Source organism: Amycolatopsis sp. GA6-003, assembly GCF_046267895.1.
In the GTDB taxonomy this organism is placed as follows: Bacteria; Actinomycetota; Actinomycetes; order Mycobacteriales; family Pseudonocardiaceae; genus Amycolatopsis.
On the sequence record NZ_CP176499.1, the window covers coordinates 3883873 to 3909051 of the forward strand.

A 25179-nucleotide genomic window follows, 5' to 3' on the forward strand; every position below is an offset into this window, starting at 1 on the left:
CAGAACATATGTTAGGAGATGTGGTGAACGACTGACCAGACGCGCGGGTCAAGATCACCGGGATGGCCGCGGACGAGGGTGGCAAACGGGAGAAAACGCCCGTGGGTCAAGCGAAAATGAGCGACAGCAGCTCGTCGGCGAAGCTCACGACGGCGTCCTCGTTCGGCTGTTTTCCGGACGAATGGAACAGCGCGACGCGGCCGTGCGCACCGACGAACGCGATCACCCCGGCCCGGTCGGCGGGCACGCGGAGCGCGGCCCCGGACTCGGCGCAGCGGGCGAACGCGGCGGTGATCCGGTCGATGAGGTCGATCGTCGGGCCCTGCGGCCGGACCTCCGGCGACGTGCGGCTGGCCCCGTTGGCGGTCATCAGCCGGTAGTGGCCGGGGTTGTCCATCGCGAACCGGCAGTACGCGTGCAGCAGCGCCCGGACCCGGCCCACCGGATCGGCCGCGGGCACCCGGGATTCGGCCGCTTCCATCGCGAGCCGCAGCCGGCCGAACTCGTGCTCGACGAGTCCGGCGACGAGCGCGGCCCGGTCGCTGAAGTGCTGGTAGATGCTGGCCGGGGCGATGCCGACGGCACGGGCGACGCCGCGGATGGTGAGCGCGTCCTCGCCGCCGAGTTCCGACAGGAGCCTGCTGGCCGCGGCGAGGATTTCCCCGCGCAGCCGTTCGCCCTCGCCCCAGCGGTTGCGCGTGCGGGCCTGGACTTCTTCGGACACCTGCCCATTGTTACCGCTCGGCCTGCCCGGTCCCGCTCCGGCCCGCCGCGGATGTCGGTCGTTTCGTCGTCCGTCAGCCATCCGGGGTTCACCGGCTGGGCGAGGGCGGTCGATAGCGTTCGCCGGTGGACGATCAGGGGTGGCTGGACGACTTCCAGCGGCGGATTGACGAGATGCAGGCGAAAAGCCTTGCGCTGCAGGAGACCTTGAGCACCGCGGAGGGCCGCGCCAAATCGGGCGACGGGCTCGTGTCGGTTTCGGTGACTCCGAACGGCGCGCTCAAGAACCTCGAAATCGACGACCGCGCCCTGCGGCACGGCGGCGCCCGGCTGACCGCCTCGATCATGGACGCCTACGGCAAAGCCCAGCGCCAGGTGTCGCGCGACGTCATCAACGCGTTCGAGCCGATCGCCGGCGACAGCGAGATGATGACCGTGGTCAAGTCGTATCTGCCGGAGCCCGAGGAAGAGCCGGAACCACCGGCCGAGCCGCCCGCGCGTTATTCGGGACCTCCGCCGGGCAGCACCACGCCGCCGGGCAGCGCGGCCTACGGACGCCCGACGCCTCCGCCAGGCGGCGCGACGCACAGCCGTCCGCCGATGCCGCCTCCCGGCAACACCCCGCCGCCGCCCCCGGCCGCGCCCGAACCGCCGCGGCCGACGTCCGGTCCGCACCGCCGGCGCGCCGCGGGCGAGGACGACGACGAGATGCAGCCGTGGTGACCTCTCGTGAGTGGCGTTCACGGTTCTAACCGCGAACGCCACTCACGACCGGGCTGTCAACCCGTCGTTAGTGCTGGGAAATCACCATTTGCCGGACCGTACGAAAGGGGGGTCACAATCCGGGAGCTTCTGCCTACTTTGGGTTGAGCGCGCGCAAACCCGGCAAACTCCCTTATCCCCCCAGGAGCTTTCTTATGTCCAGGAAGTTCGTGCTGTCCGGCGCGGTGGCACTCGCTCTGGCCGCCGCCCCGCTCTCGGGCGCCGTAGCGGTCGCCGCTCCGGCTCCTTCCGCGGTCGCGGCCGCCACGGTCTACTACTCGACGTCCGGCGCGCCGTCGTTCCGGGCCGCGATCAACGCGGGCGCGGCGAACTGGAACCGCGCGGTGACCAACGTGAAGCTGGTCGAACGGTCGTCCGGGGCCACGCTGCGGTACGTCGAGGGCAACGACCCGCGCGGTTCGTACGCGCAGACCGACGGGCACGGCCACGGCACCATCTTCATCGACTACACCCAGGCCCGCCAATACGACAACACGCGGATCACCGCGCACGAGACCGGCCACGCGCTCGGCCTGCCGGACCACTACTCGGGCCCGTGCTCCGAGCTGATGTCGGGCGGCGGCCCCGGCCCGTCCTGCCACAACGCCAACCCGAACGCCCAGGAAGCCTCTCGCGTGCAGCGGCTGTGGGCCAACGGGCTCAGCGCGGTCTCCGGTCCGCAGCAGCGGATCTACGACCACGCCGGCTGAGCCGGATGAGCGAGCGGCGGCCGGGCGCGTCCCGGCCGCCGCTTTCGCTGTCAAGGCTTCCGCGCCGGATAGCGCCGTTCGGACTCCGATCGAGGTCGGAATCCGCCCTGTCTCGCTGAGTGGGGAATGCCCTCGGACCGCCGGTGGTTGGCTTGCCTTCAGACGAAAGGGAGGCATTTCATGGCGGAAATCGTTCTGGTTCACGGTTCCTGGGCCGATGGGTCGGTGTGGCTGGAGGTGATCGAGGCACTGCACCGGCAGGGGCACCGGGCCCGCGCGGTACACCTGCCGATGACTTCGTTCGCCGACGACATCGCCGAGGTCCGCCGGGAAATCGCCGCCCTCGGCGGCCCGGTCGTGCTGGCCGCCCATTCCTACGGCGGTGCGGTGATTTCCGGTGCGGCGAAGGACAATCCGCAGGTCAACGCGCTGGCTTACTTCGCGGCGTATGTTCCCGACGAAGGCGAGACCGTGCCTTCGCTGAACGCCCACTTCCCGGACGCCCCCGGTGGTGCCGCGATGGTGTTCCACGAAGACGGCTGGTCGTCGCTCGACCCGGACCACTTCCACGACGCCCTCGCCGCCGACGTGCCTCCCGAACGAGCCGCCGCGCTGGCCGCGGTGCAACGACGCGCCCGCGCCGACTGCTTCGTCGCGCCCGCGGGTCCGGGGGCCTGGCGTGACCTGCCGACCGCTTACGCGGTGTCCACAGAGGACCGGATTCTCCACCCGGACCTGCAGCGGTGGCTCGCGGAGCGGGCGGGGGCGGACTGTGTCGAGCTGGCGGCCAGTCACTATTCGCTGCTCTCGCAACCGGAGGCGGTGGCTGCGGTGATCGACAAGGTCGCGGTGCGCGGCGAGCAGCGGTAAATCAGTTGCCCAGCCGCGTTCGGACAGCCGAGTATTCCGGCCATGACCACCGAACCGGCCCGCCATCGTCCGTCCCACTGCCCGCTCGAAAGCGGCAAGCAGCAGACGGCTCAGGAAGGGACCCGCCAGGCAGTGCGATGAGCGCCGCGCTGGTCGCGGGGCTCATCGCCGGGTACGGGATCGCCATGCCGGTCGGCGCGATCGGCGTTTACCTGGTCGAACTCACCGCTCGCACGTCGTGGCGGGTCGGGGCGGCCGCGGCGATGGGTGTGGCCACCGCGGACGGCGTCTACGCCGTTCTCGCCACCGCCGGCGGGGCCGCGCTGGCTCCGCTGCTCGCCCCGATCACCGTTCCGCTACGCCTGACCTCCGCCGTCGCACTGCTCATGCTCGCCGGATGGACGGCGATCCGGGCCATCCGACGTTACCGATCCGCCGAATCTCCCTTGGCAGCACCGGAACCGCATCCACTGCGGGCCTATGCGACCCTGCTCGGCCTGACCCTGCTCAACCCCACCACCGTCATCTACTTCACCGCGCTCGTCCTCGGCGAGCGACCGGCCAACGGCACCGTGTTCGCGGCAGCCGCGTTCGCTGCTTCGGCCAGCTGGCAACTGCTGCTGGCGGTCGGCGGAGCGTTGCTCGGACGCGGTCTCACCGGTCCGCGCGGACGGCTCGGCACCGCCTTGCTGTCCAGCGCGGTGATTCTCGTGCTGGCGGTGCGGCTTTTCTAGGAGGCGACCGTGCTTTCCCTTACCTCAAGGGAAAACGGCGGTTGCACCGAACGCGGCTCAGCGCTCTCGGTACCGGCGAGGCGGCGGTGGATCAGGTCGATCGCGGCCTCGGCGATCGCCGCCTTGTCCGGCGAGATCGTGGTGAGCGCGGGCAGGCTGAACGCGCTCTCCTCGGTGTTGTCGAAGCCGACGATCGCGATGTCCTCCGGAACCCGGAGCCCCTGTTCGGCCGCCGAACGCAACGCGCCGACGGCCAGCAGGTCGTTGAAGCAGAACACCGCGTCCGGCGGTTCTTCCTGTGCCAGCAAGCGTTTCATCGCCGCGGCCCCCTCGGCGCGGTGATACTTCGCCACCGGCTCCACCAAGGAATCCGCCCACGGCAACCCAGCGTCGGCCAGCGCGGCCCGGTAGCCCGCGAGCCGCAGCGACGACGTCCCGCGCTGAGGGTTCGCGCCGATCGCGGCGATCCGGCGACGGCCGAGCGAGACCAGATGCGACACCGCCACCTGAGCGGCCCGCACGTTGTCGATCGCCACCCGGTCCAGCGCGACGTCCACCGCGTGCTCGCCCAGCAGCACCAACGGGATTTGCCCGTCCGCAGCGGGGAAATCCGCCGCCTCGAGCGCTTCCGGATGCACGAGCGCGCCGTCGACCAGATGCGGGCCCAGCGAGTCCACAGTGGCCCGTTCCCGGTCGCGGGTTCCTTGCGTCTGCTCGATCAGCACGCTCCACCCGCGACGCTGCGCGGCGGTGATCACCAGCCCGGCCATTTCGCCGAAGTACGGAATGCTCAGCTCCGGCACCATCAACGCCAGGAACCCGGTCCTCCCCCGGCGCAGGTTGCGCGCGCCGACGTTCGGCCGGTACCCGGTCGCGGCCAGTGCCTCCTCGACGCGCCGCCGGTTCTCGGGCTTCACGAACGCGTAGCCGTTCACCACGTTCGACACGGTTTTCACCGAAACGCCCGCCAGCGTCGCGACGTCCTTCAAGGTCACGGCCACGCCGACTCCTCATCTCTCCGCCCAGAGCCCATCACGAGCCCGCGAGGCTCTCGGCAGCAGCCCCGACGACCACGTAGTGTAGCGACGTTGTGCCTGTTTACAACGTTGTTCCAACGATGTAAAAATAGCCGCAGCTCAGCGTCGTGACGGACGTCACTACGCCGAGCGGGTTGCCCCAGTCGTCGGCTGCGAGGAGTCCGCCGTGTCCCCGTCCGTCCCTGCCCGCTTCGCTCTGGTCGCCGGCGCCGCCACGGCACTCGTGCTCGCCGGCTGCACCAGCCGCGAGGAAACCCCGGCCGCGCAAAGCAACGGCTCCGGTCCGGCCGCCTCGGCCGCGTCCTCCGCGCCGTCCGCCGACGGCTGCACCCTCGGCAAGACCGGCTACCCGAAGCTCGACCCGAAGACCGCGATCGTCGGCTTCTCCCAGTCGGAGAAGGAGGCGAACCCGTTCCGGATCGCCGAGACCCAGTCCATCCGCGCCGAGGCGGGCAAACTCGGCATCCCGGCCGACCACCTGCTCACCACGAACGCGCAGAGTGACCTCAACAAGCAGATCTCGGACATCAAATCGCTGCTGGACCGCGGCGCGCAGCTGCTCATCGTGGCCCCGCTGAACTCCGACGGCCTGCAGCCCGCGCTCGACGCGGCGAAGGCGAAGAAGGTCCCGGTGGTCACCATCGACCGGCAGGTGACGTCGAAGCCGTGCACCGACTACCTGACCTTCATCGGCTCCAACTTCATCGAACAGGGCCACCGCGCGGCCGCCGCGCTGGCGAAGTCCACCGGCGGCAACGGCAAGGTCGCGATCCTGCTCGGCTCCTCGGGCAACAACGTGACCACCGACCGCACCAAGGGCTTCAAGGACGAGCTGGCCAAGACGCCCGGCCTCACCGTGGTCGCCGAGCAGACCGGCGAGTTCGACCGCTCCAAGGGCCAGTCGGTGATGGAGCAGCTGATCCAGAGCCACCCGGACCTCACCGCGGTGTACGCGGAGAACGACGAGATGGGCATCGGGGCGGTCAACGCGCTCAAGACCGCGGGCAAGAACCCCGGCAAGGACGTCAAGGTCGTGTCGGTCGACGGTACGCGCAACGCGGTGCAGCTGATCGTGGACGGCAGCTACAACGCGGTGATCGAATCGAACCCGCGGTTCGGCCAGCTGGCGTTCCAGACGCTGCAGCAGTTCGAGGACGGCAAGCCGATCCCGCCGAGCATCGTCATCAGCGACGACTCCTACGACGAATCGAACGCGCCCCAGAAGGTCGGGAACGCGTACTGATGACGAGCACGGCCGACACCCAGGCGGCGACCATGACCGCACCGGTGCTCGAGGTGTCCGGGGTGACCAAGCGGTTCCCCGGCACCGTGGCCCTCGACGACGTCTCCTTCCGCCTCCGCCGCGGCGAAGTCCACGCGCTGGTCGGGGAAAACGGCGCGGGCAAGTCCACGTTGATCAAAGTGCTCACCGGCGTGTACCGGCCGGACGAGGGCGAGGTCCGCCACCTCGGCGCACCGGTCGAGTTCCGCCGTCCGATCGACGCGCAGCGCGCCGGGATCTCGACCATCTACCAGGAGGTCAACCTCGTCCCGCTGATGAGCGTGGCGAGCAACGTCTTCCTCGGCCGGGAACCGCGCACCCGCACCGGATTGATCGACTGGTCCGCGATGAACGAGCAGGCGCGCGAACTGCTCAGCGGGTACGGGATCGACACCGATGTGCGGCGTCCGCTGCACACGCTCGCGGTCGGGGCGCAGCAGATGGTCGCGCTCGCTCGTGCGGTGTCCACAAAGGCCGGTGTGGTCGTAATGGACGAGCCGACGTCGTCGCTCGAACCGCGTGAAGTGGACACTCTGTTCGAGGTGCTGGCGCGGCTGCATGCCGACGACATTTCGGTGCTTTACGTGAGTCACCGGATGGACGAGCTGTACCGGGTCTGCGACAGCGTCACTGTGCTGCGCGACGGCCGCATAGTCCACAGTGGACCGCTGAAGCCGTTGCCCCGCATCGAATTGGTGTCGATGATGCTCGGCCGGGAGATCCGGCAGATCCGCGCCGAGGGTGTCACCGCGTTCGGCGAGGAGCATCACGCGGAGAAGGAACCGTTGCTGCAAGCCTCGCATCTGTCCGGCGGGAACAAGCTGCACGACGTTTCGGTAAGCGTGCGGCCGGGCGAGGTCGTCGGACTGGCCGGACTGCTCGGGTCCGGCCGGAGCGAGACCGCGCGGGCGGTGGTCGGGGCTTTCCCCCTCGACGGCGGCACCGTGCTGCTGGCCGGGAAACCGTTGAAGCGCGGGAAGATCTCCGCGGCGATGCGGGCTGGGATCGCGTTGCTGGCCGAGGACCGTAAGGCGGACGGGATCATTCCGAACCTGTCCGTCCGCGAAAACATCGTGCTCGCCGCGTTGCCGCGACTGTCCACTTTCGGCTTCGTCAGCCGGTCCAAACAGGACCGTGTGGTGAAGACGTTCATGGAACGGTTGCGGATCAAAGCGTCCAGCCCGGAGCAGAAGGTGTCCGAACTGTCCGGCGGCAACCAGCAGAAAGTGCTGCTGGCGCGCTGGCTCGCCACCGGACCGAAAGTGCTGCTGCTGGACGAGCCAACCCGCGGCATCGACGTCGGAGCCAAGGCAGAGGTGCAAGCGCTCATCGACGAACTGGCGCAGGACGGGCTCGGCGTGCTGCTGATCTCGTCCGAACTGGAAGAGATTCTCGACGGCGCGGACCGGGTGGTCGTGCTGCGCGACGGAAGCGTCGCGACCGAACTGGCCGGCGACGCGGTCACCGAGGACAACGTGCTGGCGGCGATAGCTGCAGGGGGTGACAACGATGTCGACCGCAACACTGACGAGACCTGACCGCGCCCGCGTCACGACCTGGCTGCAGAACTACGGCGTGTACCTGGCCGTGGTCGTGCTGCTGTTGTTCAACATTGCCTTCACGAAGAACTTCCTCTCCGCGGCCAACTTCCGCACGCAACTCGTGCAGGCCGCGCCGGTGTGCATCGTCGCGCTCGGCATGGCTCTGGTGATCGGGACCGAGGGCATCGACCTGTCGGTGGGCTCGGTGATGTCGGTCGCCGCGGCGCTCGTCCCGCTGTATCTCGGGGCGGGGCCGCTGATGGTGGTCGCGGTCGCGCTGATCGCCGGGGTCGTTTCCGGGTTGTTCAGCGGATTCCTGGTGGCCCAGCTGGGCATTCAGCCGATCATCGCGACGCTGGCGTTGCTCGTCGGCGGTCGCGGGCTAGCGCTCGTGATCGCGCACGGACAGCTGGTGCAGCTGCACAACCCGGACTTTCTCGCGCTCGGCAGCGGCGACGTCCTCGGCGTGCCGATCATGGTACTGGTGGCCGCGGTCCTGTCGGTGCTGGCCGGATTGCTGGTGCGGCGCACCACCTTCGGCCGGCACCTGGTCGCGGTCGGCGGCAACCGTCCCGCCGCGACACTCGCCGGGCTGCCGGTGAAACGGGTCTTGATCGGGGTGTACGCCATGTCCGGGGCGCTCGCGGCCATCGCCGGGGTGCTGTCCACCGCCCGCCTCGGCGCGAGCGACCCCAACGATCTCGGCCTGCTGATGGAACTTTCGGCGATCACCGCGGTGGTGGTCGGCGGCACTCCGCTCACCGGCGGCCGCGTGCGCGTGCTCGGCACGGTGTTCGGCGCGCTGCTCATGCAATTGGTGCACGCCACGCTGATCAAGCACGACCTGCCGGATTCCGCCGCGCAAATGGTGCAGGCCGCCATCATCGTCGCCGCGGTGTACGTCGCCCGGGAACGGAGCACGCGATGATCGCGACCACCGCCGCCCCGCCGTCCGAACGCGGCGCGGCCTTCGCCGCGGCCCTGCAACGCCAAGGCGCGGCCGTCGTGCTCGTGCTCGGCGTGGCCGTCGCGTGGTTTGCCTTCCCGCGCTTCGGATCCGCGGACAACCTGCGCGACCTCGCGTTGCAAAGTTCTTTCCTGGCAGTGCTCGCGCTGGGCATGACGTTCGTGATCATTTCCGGCGGGATCGACCTGTCCGTCGGCTCGGTGTACGCGCTCGGCGGCGTGCTGGCCGCGTACGGCTCCCGATACGGCCTGGTCGTGGCGATCCTGCTGCCATTAGTCGTTTGCGGGCTCATCGGGCTGCTCAACGGGATCCTCATCGCCCGCACGAAAATGGCCCCGTTCATCGTCACCCTCGCCTCGCTGTTGTTCGCTCGCGGGCTCTTGCTGGCCTTGACCGACGAGGGCGCGACGACGTACAAAGTGGAGCCGGGATCAGCGTTGCTCTGGCTGGGGCAAGGCAAGATCCTCGGCGTCGGCGTACCGGTGTATCTCGCTCTGGTCCTTTTCGGACTCGGCGGCCTGCTGCTGCGCCGGACCCGGTTCGGCCAGTCGGTATTCGCGCTCGGCGGCTCGGAACAGTCCGCGCTGCTGATGGGTCTTCCGGTGGCCCGCACCAAAATCACCCTCTACACGCTCAGCGGCACGCTCGCCGGATTCGCCGGCGTGCTCACCGCGGCGTACCTGCAATCGGGCGTCACCGTGCTCGGCGTCGGCACGGAGCTGGACGCGATTTCCGTCGTGGTCATCGGCGGAACGCTGCTCACCGGCGGCGCCGGAACGGTCCTCGGCACGCTCGTCGGCGTGCTGCTGAAGACGCTGATCCAGAACGTCATCAACCAGGTCGGCACCCTCGATTCCAATTACCAGACGGTGGTCAGCGGCGCGTTCCTGCTGGTCGTCGTCGTGATCCAGCGGCTGCTGGCCCGCTCCCGCCGCTCCTGACCCGTGCAGTTCCATCCGCGCTGATCCACCTGTCAGTAGGAGGTTCGACGATGGTCCGTCCTGCCCGCAGACCCGGCCGTCTGGCCACGGCAGCCGCCGCGCTCGCCGTGGCTGTGTCCGGGTTGTCGAGTGTCCCCGCCGCCGCGGCCGATCCGCCGCAGTGGCACCGCCTCACCCCGCCCCTGACCACCCCGTGGACCAACCAGGTCTCCCCGGACAACGCCCTTCCCGAATACCCGCGGCCGCAAATGACCCGGGACAACTGGCAAAACCTCAACGGCGTCTGGGAATTCTCCGCCGCCAAACCGGGCGACTCGCCGCCGATCAAGCGCAGCCTCGACGAACGCATTCTCGTGCCGTACCCGGTCGAATCGGCGCTGTCCGGAATCATGCGGCACGAAACGTCGATGTGGTACCGGCGGACGTTCCAGGTGCCGAAGAACTGGCACGTCGGCGGGCGGGACCAGCGGTTGCTCCTGCACTTCCAGGCCGTCGACTACGACACCACGGTGTGGGTCAACGGCCATCAGGTCGCCCGGCACACCGGCGGGTACGACGCGTTTTCCGCGGACGTCACCAACGCGTTGACCACCGGGAAAGACCAGGAAATCGTCGTCGGCGTCACGGATCCGAACGACGCGGGCGGGCAACCGCTCGGCAAGCAGCGCAAACCCGGCGACGGCATCTTCTACACCCCGACGTCCGGCATCTGGCAGACCGTCTGGATGGAACCGGTGGCCCCGGCGCACCTCTCGCGGGTGGACACCACCCCGGACGTCGCCAGCGGTTCGGTCACGGTGAACGCCGTCGTGGGCGGCCCGGTGAAACAACGCGTGCAAGCCGTCGCCTACGACCACGGCCGCGTCGTCGGCGTCGCGTCCGGACCGGCGAACACTCCGTTGAAGCTCAAGATAAACAAGCCGCGTCTGTGGACGCCGGACGATCCGTTCCTGTACGACCTGCGCGTCTCCCTGTCCTCCGGCGACAGCGTCGGCTCGTACTTCGGGCTGCGGTCGGTGTCCGTCGGCAAGACCGCGGACGGCAAGCAGCGGATGCTGCTGAACGGCAAGTTCGTGATGCAGCTCGGCCCGCTGGACCAGGGTTTCTGGCCGGACGGCATCTACACCGCACCGACCGACGCGGCGCTGAAGTTCGATCTGGAACAGGAAAAGGCGCTCGGGTTCAACATGGTGCGCAAGCACATCAAGGTCGAACCGGACCGCTGGTACTACTACGCGGACAAACTCGGGCTGCTGGTGTGGCAGGACATGCCCGCGATGAAGGACGACATCGACGCGACGCCCGCGGCGCAGGCGAACTTCGAATCCGAACTGCACCGGATGATCGACCAGCACCGGAGTTTCCCGTCGATCGTCACCTGGGTGCCGTTCAACGAGGGCTGGGGCGACTACGCCGTCGGCCGGATCGCCGACCAGGTCAAGGCCTGGGACCCGACGCGCCTGGTGGACGCCGAGTCCGGCGTGAACTGCTGCCGGTCCGAACCCGACAGCGGCCGCGGCGACCTCTACGACGACCACACCTACACCGGCCCGGGAACCCCCGTGCCGGACGCGCACCGCGCCGCGGTTGACGGCGAGTACGGCGGCCTCGGCCTGAAGGTCGACGGACACCAGTTCGACCCGGCCGGCAGCTTCGCGTACGAGATGGAGCCGGACAGCGCCACGCTCACCCGTCGCTACGCCGAACTCCAGCAACGCCTGCTGCTCGCCGGACGGCAATGCGGCGTGTCAGCCGGGGTGTACACGCAAACCACCGACGTGGAGAAGGAGGTCAACGGCTTCTTCACCTACGACCGGCAAGTGAAGAAGATGGACTTCGCCGCTGTCCGGGCCGCGAACCTGTCGGTGATCAAGGGCGTCGACGGCTCGCCGCAACAGGGTCCGGTGATCCCGCCCGGCACGCCCGGGATCGACGGAATCGCCGCGTACCCGTTCGACGAGAACGGCGGCACCACCGCGGCGGACCCGGTGGGCCACCACGACGCGACGCTCGTCGGCGGCGCTTCCTGGACCGCCGGCCACAGCGGTTCGGCCCTGGCGGTGAACGGCTCCGGCCAGTACGCGGACACCGGTGCCGCGCTGGTGAAGACCGACCTGAGCTACAGCGTCGCCGCATGGGTGAAGTTCACCGCGGTCGGCGACGGTTTCCAGACCGTGGTGAGCCAGGACGGGAACGACCACAGCGCGTTCTTCCTGCAGTATTCCGGCGCGGACCACAAGCTGGCGTTCAGCTTCGTGGGCACCCGGGCACTCGCCCCGCTCACGCCGGAAGCCGGCCGCTGGTACCACCTGGTCGGGGTCCGCGATGCCGCTACCGGGCAGCTGGCGCTGTACGTGGACGGCCAGCTGGCCGCGTCGCGCAGCGTTTGCCTGGGCGAGGCGTCCACCGGCCACACGGTGATCGGCCGCGGGAAGTACGGCGGAAACCCGGTGGACTTCCTGAACGGGGCGGTCGACCAGGTGCGCCTGTACGACCGGGCGTTGTCCGCCGCGGAGGTGGCGAAGCTGTACGCCTCTTGAGGTCGGGGAAAGCGCCTGGGCCTGCGAGTTCGCGGGTTCAGGCGCTTCTCTTTCCCGGTGTGCCGTTCGCCGCGTGCGTCGGCTCTCTCGCGCTCGCGGTGCTTTTCCTTGCGATGGCGTGGGTTTTCTAGCCCCCGTGGAGCTGAAAGACCACCCTTTCGCGCAAGTGACCGCCGACGTCGCGCTCGGCGGAGGCGGTTGCCTAGGCCTTGCCGCCGTGCTCGCCTGAGGTTCCCCGCTTCGCCCGCACCCGCCGGTAACTCCAGATCAGCAGCGCGAACAAGATCAAACTCGACAGGATCAGGCTGGTCCCGGTACTCCACCCGCTGAGCGGCAGCGACCGCACCGTCCCCCACACGATGCCCGCGGCCAGCAGCGCCAGCCCGGCCAGCACCGAACCGGCGATCCGCAGCGGCGACGACACGCTCTCCTCCGCCGCTTTCATCGCCCGCGTCCGCACCGGGTCGACGAATCGCTGCAGCGCCGGGAACTCCGAGGCCAGCACCAGCAGCCCGGCGAGCACCAGCAGCAGCCCCGGCCCGGGCAGCACGAGCAGCACGACCCCGACGACCACCAGCGCCCCGCCGACGACCGACAGGAGCACCCGGCGCACTGGCTTGCCCAATCCCATCGGGCCAGTGTGCCGCCGGGATCGCGGTACTGCCAGCTGGACTGTCCATACTGGACCTCCGGGGCGGACCGGCCGGTTTTTGTCGGTGCCGGATGCTTAGCTGCTCAGCGTGGTCGAATCACTGCCTGACCTCATCCGCCGCTGGCAGGCGGGATGGGGCGCGTCCCGAGGATTCCGTCCCGCCGAAGAAACCCGCGGCGGGCTGCGTGTCCTGCTCGAACAACCGGATCGGCACCGCGAGATCGTCGCGGTGTCCGCCGAACCGGAGGTCCTGCGCGGCCTCGCCGAAGAGGTGGCCGCCGCCGCACGCCCGACCTGGCTGACCGTGCCGACGAACCGGCCGGAGGAAGCCGAGTCGATCATGCGCGAGGCAGGGCTGAAGCTGCGGGACGCACGCGAAGCACTCATGACGATCCCGCTGCGCCGACATCCACCGCGTACCGCACCGCCGCCCTACACCCAGACGACCGCCAGGCACGCAACGGTGTGCGAAACCGTGCTGCGCCATCCCGATTCGGGGGTCGCGGCGCGAGGAACCATGGCCGTGGTCGGCACCGACGCGATCGCGGACCGGATCGAAACCGTCCCGGAACATCGCCGCCGCGGTCTCGGCAGCGTGGTGATGAGTTCCCTCGCGGAAAACGCCGTGACGCACGGCGCGACCACCGGGATTCTCGTCGCCACCGCGGCCGGGCAACAGCTTTATGCGGCGCTGGGCTGGTCCACGCGCGCCACCGTCCTCATCGCCCAGGCCCCGGCAGGCTGACCTGAAGGTCTTCTGCTTACCGCGAAGCTGCGCGACGCCGGGATCACCTCGAGGCCCACCGGTCCCCCATCAGCGAACCCGACGCCGCGAAACCACTAGGAGCCGCCGTTATTCACCAGCCAGCAACCGCTCGAACGACACCGACGCGTACTCGTCATCCGGCTTCGCCTCCGGCGCCGCCGCGACCAACCGAGCCAGCTCGCGGCCAGCCCGCTCCACCCGCTGCTGCAACGCACCCGTCGCCTCGACGCTGCCCCAATCCGACGACGCCGCGTACACGCCGGTCGGGACCACAGTCGCGCGAAGGTAGGCGAAGAGCGGGCGCAGCGCGAAGTCGAGCGCCAGCGAATGCCGTTCCGTACCTCCCGTCGCGGCGAGCAGCACCGGTTTGCCGTCGAGCGCTTCCTTGTCCAGCACGTCGAAGAACGATTTGAACAGCCCGCTGTAGGAAGCGGTGAACACCGGCGTCACGGCGATCAAGCCGTCCGCGCGCGTCACGGTGTCGATCACTTCCCGCAGCTGCGGGCTGGGGAACCCGGTGAGCATGTTGTTGGTGACGTCGACCGCGATGTCGCGGAGTTCGAACACCTTCACCGTCACGTCGTCGTCGACGAGGGCGGCGCGGGTGGCCTCGGCCAGCCGGTCGGCCAGCAGCCGCGTGGACGACGGCTGGCTCAAGCCCGCGGTGACCACGGCGATAGTGCGTGCAGTCATGACCTTCTCCCCTAAACCCGGGTCAGGCGGTGACGGCCTGAGCCGCCTTGAGCGATTCGTGCGTGGGCGCTTCCGGCACGTGCGCCGGGCGCTTCGCTTCCAGTTCCTTGCGCAGCACCGGCACGACCTCTTCACCCAGCAGGTCGAGCTGCTCCAGCACGGTCTTCAGCGGCAGCCCCGCGTGGTCCATCAGGAACAGCTGGCGCTGGTAGTCGCCGAAGTGCTCGCGGAAGGTCAGCGTCTTGTCGATGACCTCCTGCGGGCTGCCGACGGTCAGCGGCGTCTGCTCGGTGAAGTCCTCCAGCGACGGGCCGTGCCCGTACACCGGCGCGTTGTCGAAGTACGGCCGGAACTCGTTCCACGCGTCCTGCGACTTCGGCCGGATGAACGCCTGCCCGCCGAGCCCGACGATGGCCTGGTCGGCCTTGCCGTGCCCGTAGTGCTCGTAGCGCTGCCGGTAGAACGCGATCAGCTGCTGGAAGTGCGAGGTCGGCCAGAAGATGTGGTTCGCGAAGAACCCGTCGCCGTAATACGCGGCCTGTTCGGCGATCTCCGGGCTGCGGATCGAACCGTGCCACACGAACGGCGGCACGCCGTCGAGCGGGCGCGGCGTCGAGGTGAAGCCCTGCAGCGGGGTGCGGAACTTGCCCTCCCAGTCGACGACCTCCTCGCGCCAGAGCCGGTGCAGCAGCGCGTAGTTCTCCACGGCCAGCGGGATGCCCTGGCGGATGTCCTGCCCGAACCACGGGTAGACCGGGCCGGTGTTGCCGCGGCCCATCATCAGGTCGAGCCGCCCGTCGGCCAGGTGCTGCAGCATGGCGTAGTCCTCGGCCAGCCGCACCGGGTCGTTCGTGGTGATCAGGGTGGTCGACGTGGAGAGGACGATCTTCTCCGTCCGCGCCGCGATGTTCGAGAGCAGGACGGTGGGGTTCGCCGGCGCGGCGAACGGCGGATTGTGGTGCTCTCCGACGGCGAAGACGTCGAGACCGACCTCTTCGGCCTTGAGCGCGATCCTGACCATCGCCTTGATGCGCTCGTGCTCCGTGGGCGTGACGCCCGTGGTGGGGTCGGTCGTGACGTCGCCCACCGAGAAGATTCCGAACTGCATGACCGCTCCCTAGCCGGTTGCTTCCTACCTTGCTTGTCGGCACAACTACTCGCGTGGAAGATGTATTCCTACAGGACTATACCGGTGACCTGGGACACGCCTCCGGACGCCGTCGGGGGCGCAGCGGCCAGTTCCTGTCAGGGGGTGCGGATATCCTGCAGTACGGTGACGGCCCGGGGCCCCCTGCTCCGGCCACCTGTTTGCCCACCGAACAGCACGCCTCGATCCGGGAGAACGACCTCGTGACCGCTGAGACTCTGTACGGGGCCGACGACCTGACCCACCTCGAAGGACTCGAGGCGGTCCGCAAGCGCCCCGGGATGTACATCGGCTCCACCGACAGCCGAGGCATCAACCACCTCTTCTCCGAGGTCGTCGACAACTCCACCGACGAGGGGGTGGCGGGCCATGCCACGCGCATCGTCGTCACCCTGCACGCCGACGGCAGCGTCCAGGTGGACGACGACGGCCGCGGCATCCCCACCGGCGTGCACGCCAAATCCGGCCTCTCCGGCGTCGAACTGGTGCTGACCCGGCTGCACGCCGGCGGCAAGTTCGGCGGCTCCGGGTACAAGACGTCCGGCGGTCTGCACGGCGTCGGCGCCTCGGCGGTGAACGCGCTGTCGCACCGCTTCGACGTCACGGTGAAGCAGAACGGCAAGGTCCACCAGATGTCGTTCGCGCACGGCGTGCCCGGCGTGTTCGACGGACCCGGCCCGAAGGCGAAGTTCACCCGCCGCTCCGGGCTCAACCTGGTCGGCAAGATGAAGCGCGGCGAGCGCAGCGGCACGTCCATCCGCTACTGGTACGACGCGCGGTACTTCGAAACCGGCGCGGCGCTGGACGTCGAAGGCGTGCGGACGAAGCTGCGCAACACCGCGTTCCTCGTGCCCGGCGTCACCTACGTGCTGCGCACCACGTTCGAGGACACCATCAACGAGGAGACCTTCCACTTCCCGAACGGGCTGGCGGACATGGTCGACTTCCTCGCCCCGGACAGCGAAAAGCCGGTCTGCGGCACGCTGATGATCACCGGCGAGGGCACCTACAAGGAGAACGCGGCGGACGCCAACGGCGTCATGCAGTCCAATGTGGAGCGACACGCGGAGGTCGAGGTCGCGCTGCGCTGGGGCACCGGCTACGAGCGCACCGTGGAGTGCTTCACCAACACGATCCGCAACGTGCACGGCGGCACGCACCGGCGCGGGTTCGACCGCGCGGTCACCCGGGCGATCGTGGACGCGATCGGCAAGACGCGCGGGCTGCTGAAGGCGAAGGAGGACCCGCCGACCACCGAGGACGTGCTGGAGGGCATGACCGCGGTGATCCACGTCCGGCTGCCGGAGCCGCAGTTCACCTCGCAGACCAAGGACGAACTGTCGACGGCGGGCATCACGCGTGTCCTGCAGGGCATCGTCGACAAGCAGGTGCGGGCTTGGACCGAGGACCGGAAAACCAAGTCCGAGGCCAAAATCGTGCTGCAGAAGGTGGTCGACGCGGCGCGCGTGCGGCTCACCCAGAAACAGCAGAAGGACGCCGCCCGGCGCAAAACCGCGCTCGAGGGCGCGGCGATGCCGCCGAAGCTGGTCGACTGCCGCACCACCGGCGTCTCGCGCAGCGAACTGTTCCTGGTGGAGGGCGACAGCGCGCTCGGCTCGGCGCGGATGGCGCGGGTGTCGGAGTACCAGGCGCTGCTTCCGTTGCGCGGCAAGATCCTCAACGTGCAGAAGGCGTCCCTCGGCGACACGCTGAAGAACGCCGAGATCGCGTCGATCGTGCAGGTGCTCGGCGCGGGCACCGGCCGCACGTTCGACCTGTCCACGATGCGCTACGGCCGCGTCATCCTGATGGCGGACGCGGATGTCGACGGTTCGCACATCCGCACGCTGCTGATCACGCTGTTCGCGAAGTACATGCGCCCGGTGATCGAGGACGGCCGGCTGTACGCGGCCATGCCGCCGCTGCACAAGATCACCACGAAGGGCCGCGGTTCGGAGACCGTCTTCACCTTCACCCAGCGCGAGATGGAGCAGAAGGTCGCCGAACTCGAAGCGGCGGGCAAGCAGGTCGTCACGCCGGTGCCGCGGTTCAAGGGCCTCGGCGAGATGGACGCCGACGAACTGTGGGAAACCACGATGAACCCGGCGACGCGCTCGGTCCGGCGGATCACGCTGGAGGACGTCGAGGCCGCGGAGCTGGCGCTGGAACTGCTGATGGGCGAAAAGGTCGAGCCGCGGCGCAACTGGCTGGTCGAATCGTCCGACCGCGTCGACCGCGAAGCCATCGACGTCTGAGTTTTCCGTTCGTTCCCAAGGAGTTGTGAGCCATGGCTCGCCGTAGCAAGACCCCGGTGACCCGGGTCGACCCGAGCGCGTTCGACTCGCCGGGCGCGCAGGTCTTCGACAACCCGCTGAAGACGGAGATCGAAGACTCGTACCTGGAATACGCGTACTCGGTGATCCACTCGCGCGCCCTCCCGGACGCGCGCGACGGCCTGAAGCCGGTGCACCGCCGCATCCTGTTCTCGATGAACGAGAACGGCTACCGCCCGACGCACGCATACGTGAAGTCGTCCCGCGTGGTCGGCGACTGTTTCGTGCGCGGCGCGCTGGTGTCGACCCCCGGCGGTCTCCGGCCGATCGAATCCCTCGAGATCGGCGACCAGGTGCTGGACAGCCGCGGCAAGGCGGTGCCCGTCGCCGAGGTGTACGAGAACCCGCCGGACGAACTCGTCCGCATCACCTGGTCGAACGGCCACACCATGCTCGTCACCCCCGGGCAGCGGTTCCGGACGGTGGCGGACGACTCGACGCTGGACTGGACGGCCGCTCGCGACCTGACCGGCAGGCTGACCGTCGCGTATGGAAACAGCAGGCGGGAAAGCCTGCCGCGCGGCGGGGACCGGTACGCCTATCTGCTCGGCTTGATCACCGCCGAAGGCTTCGCCGTCGACCGGAATCGCCCCGCCGACGGACGAGTCCGCATCCACATGTGCGACCGCGAGCCGCTTGACGCCGTGTACGAGTGGGCACAGGCCAACGGGGTGCGAGTGTCCCGGGGGAGCCGGGCCGCCGCGAAACCAGAATGGCGCGACCAGCACATCCTCACCTTCGCCCGGCACGACGGCCTGCTCGCGGCGGGCAAACCGCTCAGCGACGCGAAGCACGTGCCCGCGGAAGTCCTCTCGGACCGGACCTCGTGGGCTCCGTATCTCGCCGGACTTTTCGACGGCGACGGCTACGTCCGGAAGAACCACCGCGAGATCGTCTATGTCAGCACGAGCGAAAAGCTCGTCCGGCAGGTGTACGCGATGCTCGCGGACCTCGGCATCCACGGCCATCACTGGAGCAACCCCAGGCAGAATGGCCACAAGACGCTGCTGGGCTTGTCCGTCAGCGGATCCGACGCGTCCGCGCTGGCGCACCTCATGCTGCCGTGGATCACTGTCGGCTACAAGAAGGACAGCCTCGAAACACTCGCGGAAATCGCTTACGAGTACGGCGGAAAGCAGGGGAACGACCGGCTGCCCAACAAGGAAGTCATGGCCGAGTTCTCCGCCGCTCATCGCGGCGGCGGCTGGTTCCGCGACACTTCCGGCACCGCATTCCGCGCGTCGCTGTCGGCGACGAGCGGCGCGGCGGTCCGCTACGGAAAGGACCGGCACGGCACCGCGCTGGCCGACCGTTCTTTCCGCCTTTCGCGGGCGCGCCAGGACGGCTGGATCGAGAAATTGCGCAGGATCGGCTCGCCTCTCGCGGACCGGCTCGACGCGCTGAACGGATTCTCGTTCCTCGAAGTGGTTTCCGTCGAACCGGTCGAACCCCAGGTCACTTACGACATTCAGGTCGGCACGGAAGACCACGAATTCGCGGCCGAGGGTTTCGTCGTCCACAACTGCATGGGCAAATACCACCCGCACGGCGACACCGCGATTTACGACGCGATGGTCCGCCTGGCGCAGGACTTCTCGATGAACGCCCCGTTGATCGACGGGCACGGAAACTTCGGGAGCCCAGACGACGGACCGGCCGCCTCGCGGTACACCGAGGCCCGGATGTCGAACGAAGCGATGCTGCTCGTCGGCGAGCTGGGCGAGGACACCGTCGACTTCCGGCCGAACTACGACGGTTCGCTCGAAGAGCCCTCGGTGCTGCCGGCGGCCTATCCGAACCTGCTGGTCAACGGCACGTCCGGGATCGCGGTCGGCATGGCGACCAACATGATCCCGCACAATCTCGGCGAGGTGATCGGCGCCGCGCGGTGGCTGATCAACCATCCGAACGCCACGCTCGACAAGCTGATGGAGTACATCCCCGGCCCCGACCTGCCCACCGGCGGCAGCCTGCTGGGGCTGGACGAGGTCCGCAAGGCCTACGAAACCGGCCGCGGCGTGGTGCGGATGCGCGCGAACGTCGAGACCGGCCCGCTGGAGGGCAGCCGGGGACGGCAGGCCATCACGGTGACCGAGCTGCCGTACGGCGTCGGGCCGGAGAAGGTGATCGAGAAGATCACCGACGAGGTCAACAAGTCCAAGCGGCTCACCGGGATCGCGGACGTCAAGGACCTCACCGACCGCGAGAACGGCACGCGGCTGGTCATCGAGTGCAAGGTGGGCGTCAACCCGCAGGCACTGCTGGCGGATCTGTACCGGCTCACGCCGCTGGAGCAGTCGTTCGGCATCAACAACCTGGTGCTCGTCGACGGCCAGCCGCAGACGCTCGGCCTGAAGGCGCTGCTGGAAGTCTTCCTGAAACACCGCTACGAGGTCGTCACGCGGCGCACGCGTTATCGCCGGCGCAAGCGCGAAGAGCGGCTGCACCTGGTCGACGGTCTGCTGATCGCGCTGCTGAACATCGACAAGGTCATCCGGCTGATCCGCGAAAGCGAAAACGCGGCCGCCGCGAAGGACGGCCTGATGACGAAGTTCAAGCTGTCCGAGACCCAGGCGAGTTACATCCTGGACACTCCGCTGCGCCGCCTCACCAAGTACGACCGCCTGGAGCTGGAAAGCGAACAGGAAAAGCTGCGCGCGGAAATCGCCGAGCTGACCACGATCCTCGAGGACGAGTCGGTCCTAAAGAAGCTCGTGTCGACGGAACTGGCGAAGATCGCGAAGGACTTCCCCACCGGCCGCCGCACCCGCCTCATCGACGGCGATCTGAAGGAAGTCCTGGCCGCGTCGAAGCCGTCCGGCCCGCTGGAAGTCGCGGACGACCCGTGCCAGGTGATTCTGTCGGCCACCGGCCTGGTCGCCCGCACGGCGGCGGAATCGGAAGAGGCGTCGGAAGTCCGCCGCCGAAACGGCCGCGTAAAACACGACGCCGTGTCAGCCGTCGTGCACACCACCGCGCGCGGCCAGGTGCTTCTGGTGACCAGCCGAGGCCGCGCGTTCAAGACGGACGTGCTGCCCCTGCCGGTGTTGCCAGAACAAGCAGGCACGGTGTCGTTGCGCGGCGGCATGGCGGCAAAAGAACTGGTACCGCTGGAAAAGGGGGAGCGGGTAGTCGGAATCGCGCCCTTGGGCGAGCAAGCAGGCAACTCGCCGGGCCTGGCCATCGGCACGCGCGGCGGCGTGGTGAAGGTATGCGCCCCGGACTGGCCAGTGCGCTCGGACGAATTCGAGGTCATCAGCCTCAAGCCCGGCGACGAAATCATCGGCGCGACCTGGCTGACCGACGGAAACGAAACCCTGGCCTTCATCTCGTCGGACTCGTCCCTGTTGCGCTTCGCCGCGAGCCTGATCCGCCCGCAAGGCACGAAGAGCGGAGGCATGGCAGGCATGAAACTGGCCGCGAACGCCACCGCGATCTTCTTCGGAGCCATCCGAACGGACGACGAAGAACACGGCGAACCAATGGTCGTCACCGCAACGGGCCAAAGCGTCAAGGTCACGCCCTTCAGCGAATACCCCGCAAAGGGCCGAGCCACCGGCGGCGTGCGAGCGCACCGCTTCCTGAAGGGAGAAACCGCGGTCCAGGTCGCCTGGGTAGGCCCCCGCCCAGCAGGCGCGAGCCGCACCGGAGACCCAGTAGAACTCCCAGAAGTAGACCTCCGCCGCGACGGCTCGGGCCACGCCCACCCAGGCCCAGAAGTAGTAGGCCACCTCATCGAACGCGGCTAGCAAGGGGGTGGGATCCAGCACGGATTCCACCCCCCTCCTCACCGCCTCCGCCCGTAGGGATCCGGCGGCGGAAGCGCGTTCAGCGGTGCGGGCGGCTCCGGCCCGGCCGAGAAAGGCGTGTTTTGGGCGTGACCGGGCGCGGCTCGGGCGCGGAGGCTCTAATCCCCGCAGGGCTCGACAGGTGGACGCAACGCCTTTTCTTCGGCGGTGCGAGAGCAACTGCGCAAGGGCCCCGGCCAGACTGCGCTAGTACAGACGCCCGCATCGGTTCGCTCCCACCCCTGCCGTAACGAAGCTGGAGCCACAACCCAGGCACCTCGACGCTCGCAGTGGGGGCGCCAGCCCCCAACCGCACCGATGCACCCAAAAAACGAGGCACCCACCCCTCCCCCACCCCCGATACACAGCCAAAAACACGGCGCTGGGGTGCTTGTCAAGGCATCTTTCCCGCCTTGACAAGCACCCCAGCGCCGTAGTCACACTAAAAATCGGGGGGCCAACGCACCCACTAAACCCGGCAATGTCGCCCGCCAGGGCGACGAGCCGAATGACTCACCGATCCGACCGCAAAGAAGCCGGATCAAAATCCTCCCACCCCTCCTCCACAGTGGAGGCAACCGGAGCAGGAGCAGGAAACCGCCTCTCCCCCACCCTCTCCGCCCGCAACCGCTGAAACTCCTCCACCGTCATCCCAGGATCGTCATCCGCGGACCGAGCCGGAGCCGCTTTCCCAGACAACGCCTCCACCAGCAACCCCGCCTCCTCCCCCAGCAACAATCCCACCCGGTTGTAGCAATCCTGCTCAGCCTCAGCCATCGCGACCCGCACGACCTCAAGCACCAACGCCGAAACCCGCGAAGGATCCCTCTCCGCCACCGCGGGCGCGAGCCACAACCGCTTCAACGACCCCAGCGCGTCCACGGTCACCTCGACCGACCCGTCCAACGCGTGAGCCGATCCCCGCGCCTCCGCCATCAGCGAGGCGACCTGCACCAGCGCAGCCTCTCGAGAACGAGCCTGCTCAATCAGTTCCCGAGTCTTCACCACGCCACCGGCTCTTCGTCATAGAAATCCGGGTCATCCTCGGCCAACGCCGCATACCCCAACGCGGTCACGGCCTCCGCCCCCAGCACCGGCGCCAATACCTGATGCATCCGATCCCCAGCCCGCCGCTCAGCCCGCCGCGACAACTCCAAAATCTGCGCAGCCACCGCCTCCGACCCGCTCCGCAACGCGGCCCGCGTCAACGTCAGCCCAGTCAGCAACCCGCCCGGCGCGACCTCGACGGAAACCCCACCAGCAGCGGCCTTCCCCACCACCGGCCCGGCCCGCTCGAACCGAGCGGCGGCCGCCTCCCCGGTCCGGGAAGCCTCCTCCATCACCCGCGCCACCGCGCGGTCCATGTCGAACTCAGCCACCACTCACCCCGTAGGCCGGTAGAACCCGATGAACTGCTGCCCGGCGTTGGTCGTCCGGATCTTGCTGATCTGCACCGGATCCCCGGCCTCGACCATCTGCCCGTCGCCGATCACCATCGCGACGTGCCCGGACCACACCACCAAATCCCCGGGCAGCAACTGATCGATAGAAGGCACCTCAGCCCCGACAGTCTGCTGTTTCGCCGTCCGCGGCAACTGCAATCCAGCGTCCTGATAGGACGTCATGGTCAACCCGCTGCAGTCGAGCCCTTGCCCGCGCGCGGTTCCGCCCCACACATACGGCACGCCCAGCTGAGACAACGCCGCCCGGACCGCCTTGGCCGCGGTCTCGTTCGGCGCCATCACGGTTTTCCCGCCCGGCAGGTTGATCCCGACCCCGCTGCCCGGCTGCGGCGGAACTGCGACCGGCAACCGGGGTTTGCCGGCATAACCGCCGCCGCCTCCACCGCCACCGCTGTCTCCGCCGCCTCCACCGCCGTGGCTGACGTGCGCGCCGTTGTTGTTGAACGCCTGCGGCACCGTCGTCGTCGCGCTGCTCGCGGACGTCGATTCCGACCCGCCGAGCCGTTGCCCCAGACCGGTCAGCTTTCCGAGCGTCTCCTCGGTGAACGTCGCCGCCTGCCCGGTCAGCTCGCCGATTTTCGTCTGCAGCTTCAGCAGAATCTGCCGAGCCGCGGCCGCCCGGCTCTCCGGCGGCTGGATCCCGTTGACCGCGGCCAGCGCCTTCATCGAGGACGCGATCTCGCGCAGGATCTGGTCCCGGACCTGATCGTTGCGGATCTCGCCGACGTGCAGCGTCTCCGCCGCCTCCGCGACCGCCCGCTCGATTTCCGCGCTCTCGTTGAGAAGGTCCTGGACTTCCTTCTCCAGGTCCTTCGACGTCGCGACCGCGCGCTCCGAGGTCGCCCCGGAACTGGCCTGCGCGAGGTTCACCCGCTGCGCACCCGCGTGCTGGTTGGCCTGGCCGACGGTCGTCTGCAGCGCGACATGCCCGTCGCGCGCGCCGTTGATCGCCGCCGGATCGTGCTTCAGCTTCGCGGCGAACTGATTCGTAGTGTCCAGCCCGTTCCGGACCAGATGATCGACCGGAGCGTTCACGAAAGCCTGCGCAAAGCGTCGCCGTGTTCCTGCTCGACCGCCGCGTAGTTGCCCTGCGTGCGCCGAGCCGCCTCGCCGACGTCGTGCCAGCCGCCGCCGAGCGCGTGCATTCGTTCCTGCAGCGCCCGCATCCGCGCGCCGTACGCGCCGGCGAACCCGGATTCGTCCCCGATCGCGGAGAACCCGTCGCCGGACAGCGTCACGTGCGGACCGAGGTGCGCCTTCGCCGCGGAACGCACCTCGTCGCCGAGTGGGTCGACCTGCTTCGCGTAGTTCTCGTACGCGCCGTCGTCGACATGAAAACCGGACACAACCCGCCCCTCCCCTGAACCCTGCGGCCCAGGTTAGCGGACGGGTTGTGCCCGGACAGGCGAATTGACCGGATCAGGTCAGCCGTTGAGGATCTTCGACAGCCAGTCGCCCTGCGCGGGAACCGCCTTGCCGTCGACCGCGACCGTCGGCGTGCCGAAACCGACCTGGCCGTTGCCGAAGTCCTGCTGCAGCTTCGGGTCGTTCTGGATCTGCTGGAACGCCGCCTGCAGCTGCTGGTCGTAGGTGCCGGCGTTGACCGTCTCCGCGAACTTCGGGTCGCTGATCCCGAGGTCCTGGCCGAGCTTGATCAGCTGCGCCTTGTCGTACCCGCGGCCGCCCTCCGGCGGCTGGTTCTTGAACAGCGCGTCGTGGAACGCGGTGAACTTCTGCTGGTCGGCGGCGGCGAGCGCGGCGTTGGCCGAGTCGAGCGAGTAGCCCGGCGGGTCGGAGTTCTTGTTGAGCAGGATGACCATGTGGTAGCGCACGGCGAGCTGGCCGTCGTTGATCGCCTTCTCCATCCGCGGCCCGAAGTCCTGCTGCAGCTTGGCGCAGTACGGGCACAGGAAGTCGGCGTACAGGTCGATCGTCTTCGGCGCGCCCGGTTTGCCGACCGTCACCACGGCCCCGTCGCGCTTCTCGACCACGCCCGGTCCGAGCGCCGAGGTCGTGCCCGGCTGGATCGCGCTGTCCTGCGTGGCGTTCTTGCTCGAGTTGATCCAGAGCACGCCGCCGATCACGAGCGCGGCGACCACCACGACGGCGGCCACGATCGCGATGATCTTGTTCCGGTCGCTGTTCGAGCCCCGCGCCTGGGCGACCGACCTCGCGGCCGCCGCCTGCTGCCGGCTTTTCCGCGCGTTGCGCGCAGCTCCACCCACTGTTC

22 protein-coding genes are annotated in these 25179 nt (G+C 68.7%); 12 read left to right on the forward strand and 10 right to left on the reverse strand.

What is annotated here, in order from left to right:
- Positions 1 to 106 precede the first annotated feature (106 nt).
- Positions 107 to 724 carry a TetR/AcrR family transcriptional regulator gene (locus F9C12_RS17005; protein WP_409182960.1) on the reverse strand — a complete coding sequence of 206 codons (618 nt, stop codon included), beginning with the start codon at positions 722 to 724 and terminating at the stop codon, positions 107 to 109.
- 125 nt (positions 725 to 849) lie between these two features.
- Between F9C12_RS17005 and F9C12_RS17010 the strand changes: the two genes are divergently transcribed.
- The 4 genes from F9C12_RS17010 (at position 850) to F9C12_RS17025 (ending at position 3799) form a co-directional block, all read left to right on the forward strand.
- Entirely contained in the window at positions 850 to 1446 is a 597-nt protein-coding gene (locus tag F9C12_RS17010; RefSeq protein ID WP_409182961.1) for a YbaB/EbfC family nucleoid-associated protein, read from the forward strand.
- Positions 1447 to 1640: 194 nt separating this feature from the next.
- Positions 1641 to 2195 carry a snapalysin family zinc-dependent metalloprotease gene (locus tag F9C12_RS17015; protein ID WP_409182962.1) on the forward strand — a complete coding sequence of 185 codons (555 nt, stop codon included), beginning with the start codon at positions 1641 to 1643 and terminating at the stop codon, positions 2193 to 2195.
- Between the two features lie 180 nt (positions 2196 to 2375).
- Positions 2376 to 3065 carry an alpha/beta fold hydrolase gene (locus tag F9C12_RS17020; protein ID WP_409466548.1) on the forward strand — a complete coding sequence of 230 codons (690 nt, stop codon included), beginning with the start codon at positions 2376 to 2378 and terminating at the stop codon, positions 3063 to 3065.
- A gap of 137 nt (positions 3066 to 3202) precedes the next feature.
- A complete protein-coding gene (locus tag F9C12_RS17025; RefSeq protein ID WP_409466549.1) occupies positions 3203 to 3799 on the forward strand; it encodes a LysE family transporter in 597 nt (198 codons plus the stop codon).
- Here the strand turns inward: F9C12_RS17025 and F9C12_RS17030 are convergent.
- Positions 3796 to 4800, reverse strand: a complete 1005-nt coding sequence (locus F9C12_RS17030; protein ID WP_409466550.1) for a LacI family DNA-binding transcriptional regulator — start codon at positions 4798 to 4800, stop codon at positions 3796 to 3798. The genes F9C12_RS17025 and F9C12_RS17030 overlap by 4 nt on opposite strands.
- Positions 4801 to 5002: 202 nt before the next feature.
- Here F9C12_RS17030 and F9C12_RS17035 point away from each other — a divergent pair, with 202 nt between their 5' ends.
- The 5 genes from F9C12_RS17035 to F9C12_RS17055 are packed head-to-tail and all read left to right on the forward strand — an operon-like array spanning position 5003 to position 12107.
- Positions 5003 to 6079, forward strand: coding sequence for an ABC transporter substrate-binding protein (locus F9C12_RS17035; protein ID WP_409466551.1), 1077 nt, complete (start codon positions 5003 to 5005; stop codon positions 6077 to 6079).
- Positions 6079 to 7656: a sugar ABC transporter ATP-binding protein gene (locus F9C12_RS17040; protein WP_409466552.1), complete on the forward strand. Its 1578-nt coding sequence runs from the start codon at positions 6079 to 6081 to the stop codon at positions 7654 to 7656. The genes F9C12_RS17035 and F9C12_RS17040 overlap by 1 nt, the downstream gene beginning before the upstream one ends.
- Positions 7628 to 8587 carry an ABC transporter permease gene (locus tag F9C12_RS17045; RefSeq protein WP_409466553.1) on the forward strand — a complete coding sequence of 320 codons (960 nt, stop codon included), beginning with the start codon at positions 7628 to 7630 and terminating at the stop codon, positions 8585 to 8587. Before F9C12_RS17040 ends, F9C12_RS17045 begins: the two co-directional genes overlap by 29 nt.
- Complete coding sequence (locus F9C12_RS17050) at positions 8584 to 9567, forward strand: ABC transporter permease (protein ID WP_409466554.1); 984 nt, start codon at positions 8584 to 8586, stop codon at positions 9565 to 9567. The genes F9C12_RS17045 and F9C12_RS17050 overlap by 4 nt, the downstream gene beginning before the upstream one ends.
- A gap of 50 nt (positions 9568 to 9617) precedes the next feature.
- Positions 9618 to 12107, forward strand: a complete 2490-nt coding sequence (locus F9C12_RS17055) for a LamG-like jellyroll fold domain-containing protein (protein ID WP_409466555.1) — start codon at positions 9618 to 9620, stop codon at positions 12105 to 12107.
- Positions 12108 to 12309: 202 nt separating this feature from the next.
- On the opposite strand, the gene F9C12_RS17060 is transcribed toward F9C12_RS17055, so the two are convergent.
- The gene (locus tag F9C12_RS17060; protein ID WP_409466556.1) at positions 12310 to 12738 is read right to left on the reverse strand and encodes a PGPGW domain-containing protein; all 429 of its coding nucleotides are present in this window, start codon (positions 12736 to 12738) and stop codon (positions 12310 to 12312) included.
- Between the two features lie 109 nt (positions 12739 to 12847).
- Here F9C12_RS17060 and F9C12_RS17065 point away from each other — a divergent pair, with 109 nt between their 5' ends.
- The gene (locus F9C12_RS17065; RefSeq protein WP_409466557.1) at positions 12848 to 13504 is read left to right on the forward strand and encodes a GNAT family N-acetyltransferase; all 657 of its coding nucleotides are present in this window, start codon (positions 12848 to 12850) and stop codon (positions 13502 to 13504) included.
- 108 nt (positions 13505 to 13612) lie between these two features.
- On the opposite strand, the gene F9C12_RS17070 is transcribed toward F9C12_RS17065, so the two are convergent.
- Positions 13613 to 14218 (reverse strand): FMN reductase, encoded by a 606-nt coding sequence (locus tag F9C12_RS17070; protein WP_409466558.1) that lies wholly within the window; start codon positions 14216 to 14218, stop codon positions 13613 to 13615.
- A 22-nt stretch (positions 14219 to 14240) separates the two neighbouring features.
- Positions 14241 to 15326 (reverse strand): LLM class flavin-dependent oxidoreductase, encoded by a 1086-nt coding sequence (locus F9C12_RS17075; protein ID WP_409182974.1) that lies wholly within the window; start codon positions 15324 to 15326, stop codon positions 14241 to 14243.
- A 242-nt stretch (positions 15327 to 15568) separates the two neighbouring features.
- Between F9C12_RS17075 and F9C12_RS17080 the strand changes: the two genes are divergently transcribed.
- Positions 15569 to 17620, forward strand: coding sequence for a type IIA DNA topoisomerase subunit B (locus tag F9C12_RS17080; RefSeq protein ID WP_409466559.1), 2052 nt, complete (start codon positions 15569 to 15571; stop codon positions 17618 to 17620).
- Between the two features lie 32 nt (positions 17621 to 17652).
- Positions 17653 to 21447 (forward strand): DNA topoisomerase (ATP-hydrolyzing), encoded by a 3795-nt coding sequence (locus F9C12_RS17085; protein WP_409466560.1) that lies wholly within the window; start codon positions 17653 to 17655, stop codon positions 21445 to 21447.
- Between the two features lie 552 nt (positions 21448 to 21999).
- Here the strand turns inward: F9C12_RS17085 and F9C12_RS17090 are convergent.
- From F9C12_RS17090 to F9C12_RS17110, 5 genes are all read right to left on the reverse strand, one after another.
- Positions 22000 to 22440 carry a YbaB/EbfC family nucleoid-associated protein gene (locus F9C12_RS17090; protein ID WP_409466561.1) on the reverse strand — a complete coding sequence of 147 codons (441 nt, stop codon included), beginning with the start codon at positions 22438 to 22440 and terminating at the stop codon, positions 22000 to 22002.
- A gap of 47 nt (positions 22441 to 22487) precedes the next feature.
- The gene (locus F9C12_RS17095) at positions 22488 to 22868 is read right to left on the reverse strand and encodes a YbaB/EbfC family DNA-binding protein (RefSeq protein ID WP_409466562.1); all 381 of its coding nucleotides are present in this window, start codon (positions 22866 to 22868) and stop codon (positions 22488 to 22490) included.
- A complete protein-coding gene (locus F9C12_RS17100; RefSeq protein WP_409466563.1) occupies positions 22869 to 23984 on the reverse strand; it encodes a C40 family peptidase in 1116 nt (371 codons plus the stop codon).
- Positions 23981 to 24295, reverse strand: coding sequence for a hypothetical protein (locus F9C12_RS17105; RefSeq protein ID WP_409182980.1), 315 nt, complete (start codon positions 24293 to 24295; stop codon positions 23981 to 23983). The genes F9C12_RS17100 and F9C12_RS17105 overlap by 4 nt, the downstream gene beginning before the upstream one ends.
- Before the next feature lie 78 nt (positions 24296 to 24373).
- Positions 24374 to 25174 carry a DsbA family protein gene (locus F9C12_RS17110; protein ID WP_409182981.1) on the reverse strand — a complete coding sequence of 267 codons (801 nt, stop codon included), beginning with the start codon at positions 25172 to 25174 and terminating at the stop codon, positions 24374 to 24376.
- Between the last annotated feature and the right edge of the window lie 5 nt (positions 25175 to 25179).

Bases quoted from the DNA above. Each gene is read 5' to 3' on its own strand.
- F9C12_RS17015 (WP_409182962.1), top strand. From the start codon at position 1,641: ATGTCCAGGAAGTTCGTGCTGTCCGGCGCGGTGGCACTCGCTCTGGCC.
- F9C12_RS17020 (WP_409466548.1), top strand. From the start codon at position 2,376: ATGGCGGAAATCGTTCTGGTTCACGGTTCCTGGGCCGATGGGTCGGTG.
- F9C12_RS17025 (WP_409466549.1), top strand. From the start codon at position 3,203: ATGAGCGCCGCGCTGGTCGCGGGGCTCATCGCCGGGTACGGGATCGCC.
- F9C12_RS17040 (WP_409466552.1), top strand. From the start codon at position 6,079: ATGACGAGCACGGCCGACACCCAGGCGGCGACCATGACCGCACCGGTG.
- F9C12_RS17045 (WP_409466553.1), top strand. From the start codon at position 7,628: ATGTCGACCGCAACACTGACGAGACCTGACCGCGCCCGCGTCACGACC.
- F9C12_RS17050 (WP_409466554.1), top strand. From the start codon at position 8,584: ATGATCGCGACCACCGCCGCCCCGCCGTCCGAACGCGGCGCGGCCTTC.
- F9C12_RS17055 (WP_409466555.1), top strand. From the start codon at position 9,618: ATGGTCCGTCCTGCCCGCAGACCCGGCCGTCTGGCCACGGCAGCCGCC.
- F9C12_RS17060 (WP_409466556.1), bottom strand. From the start codon at position 12,738: ATGGGATTGGGCAAGCCAGTGCGCCGGGTGCTCCTGTCGGTCGTCGGC.
- F9C12_RS17070 (WP_409466558.1), bottom strand. From the start codon at position 14,218: ATGACTGCACGCACTATCGCCGTGGTCACCGCGGGCTTGAGCCAGCCG.
- F9C12_RS17075 (WP_409182974.1), bottom strand. From the start codon at position 15,326: ATGCAGTTCGGAATCTTCTCGGTGGGCGACGTCACGACCGACCCCACC.
- F9C12_RS17085 (WP_409466560.1), top strand. From the start codon at position 17,653: ATGGCTCGCCGTAGCAAGACCCCGGTGACCCGGGTCGACCCGAGCGCG.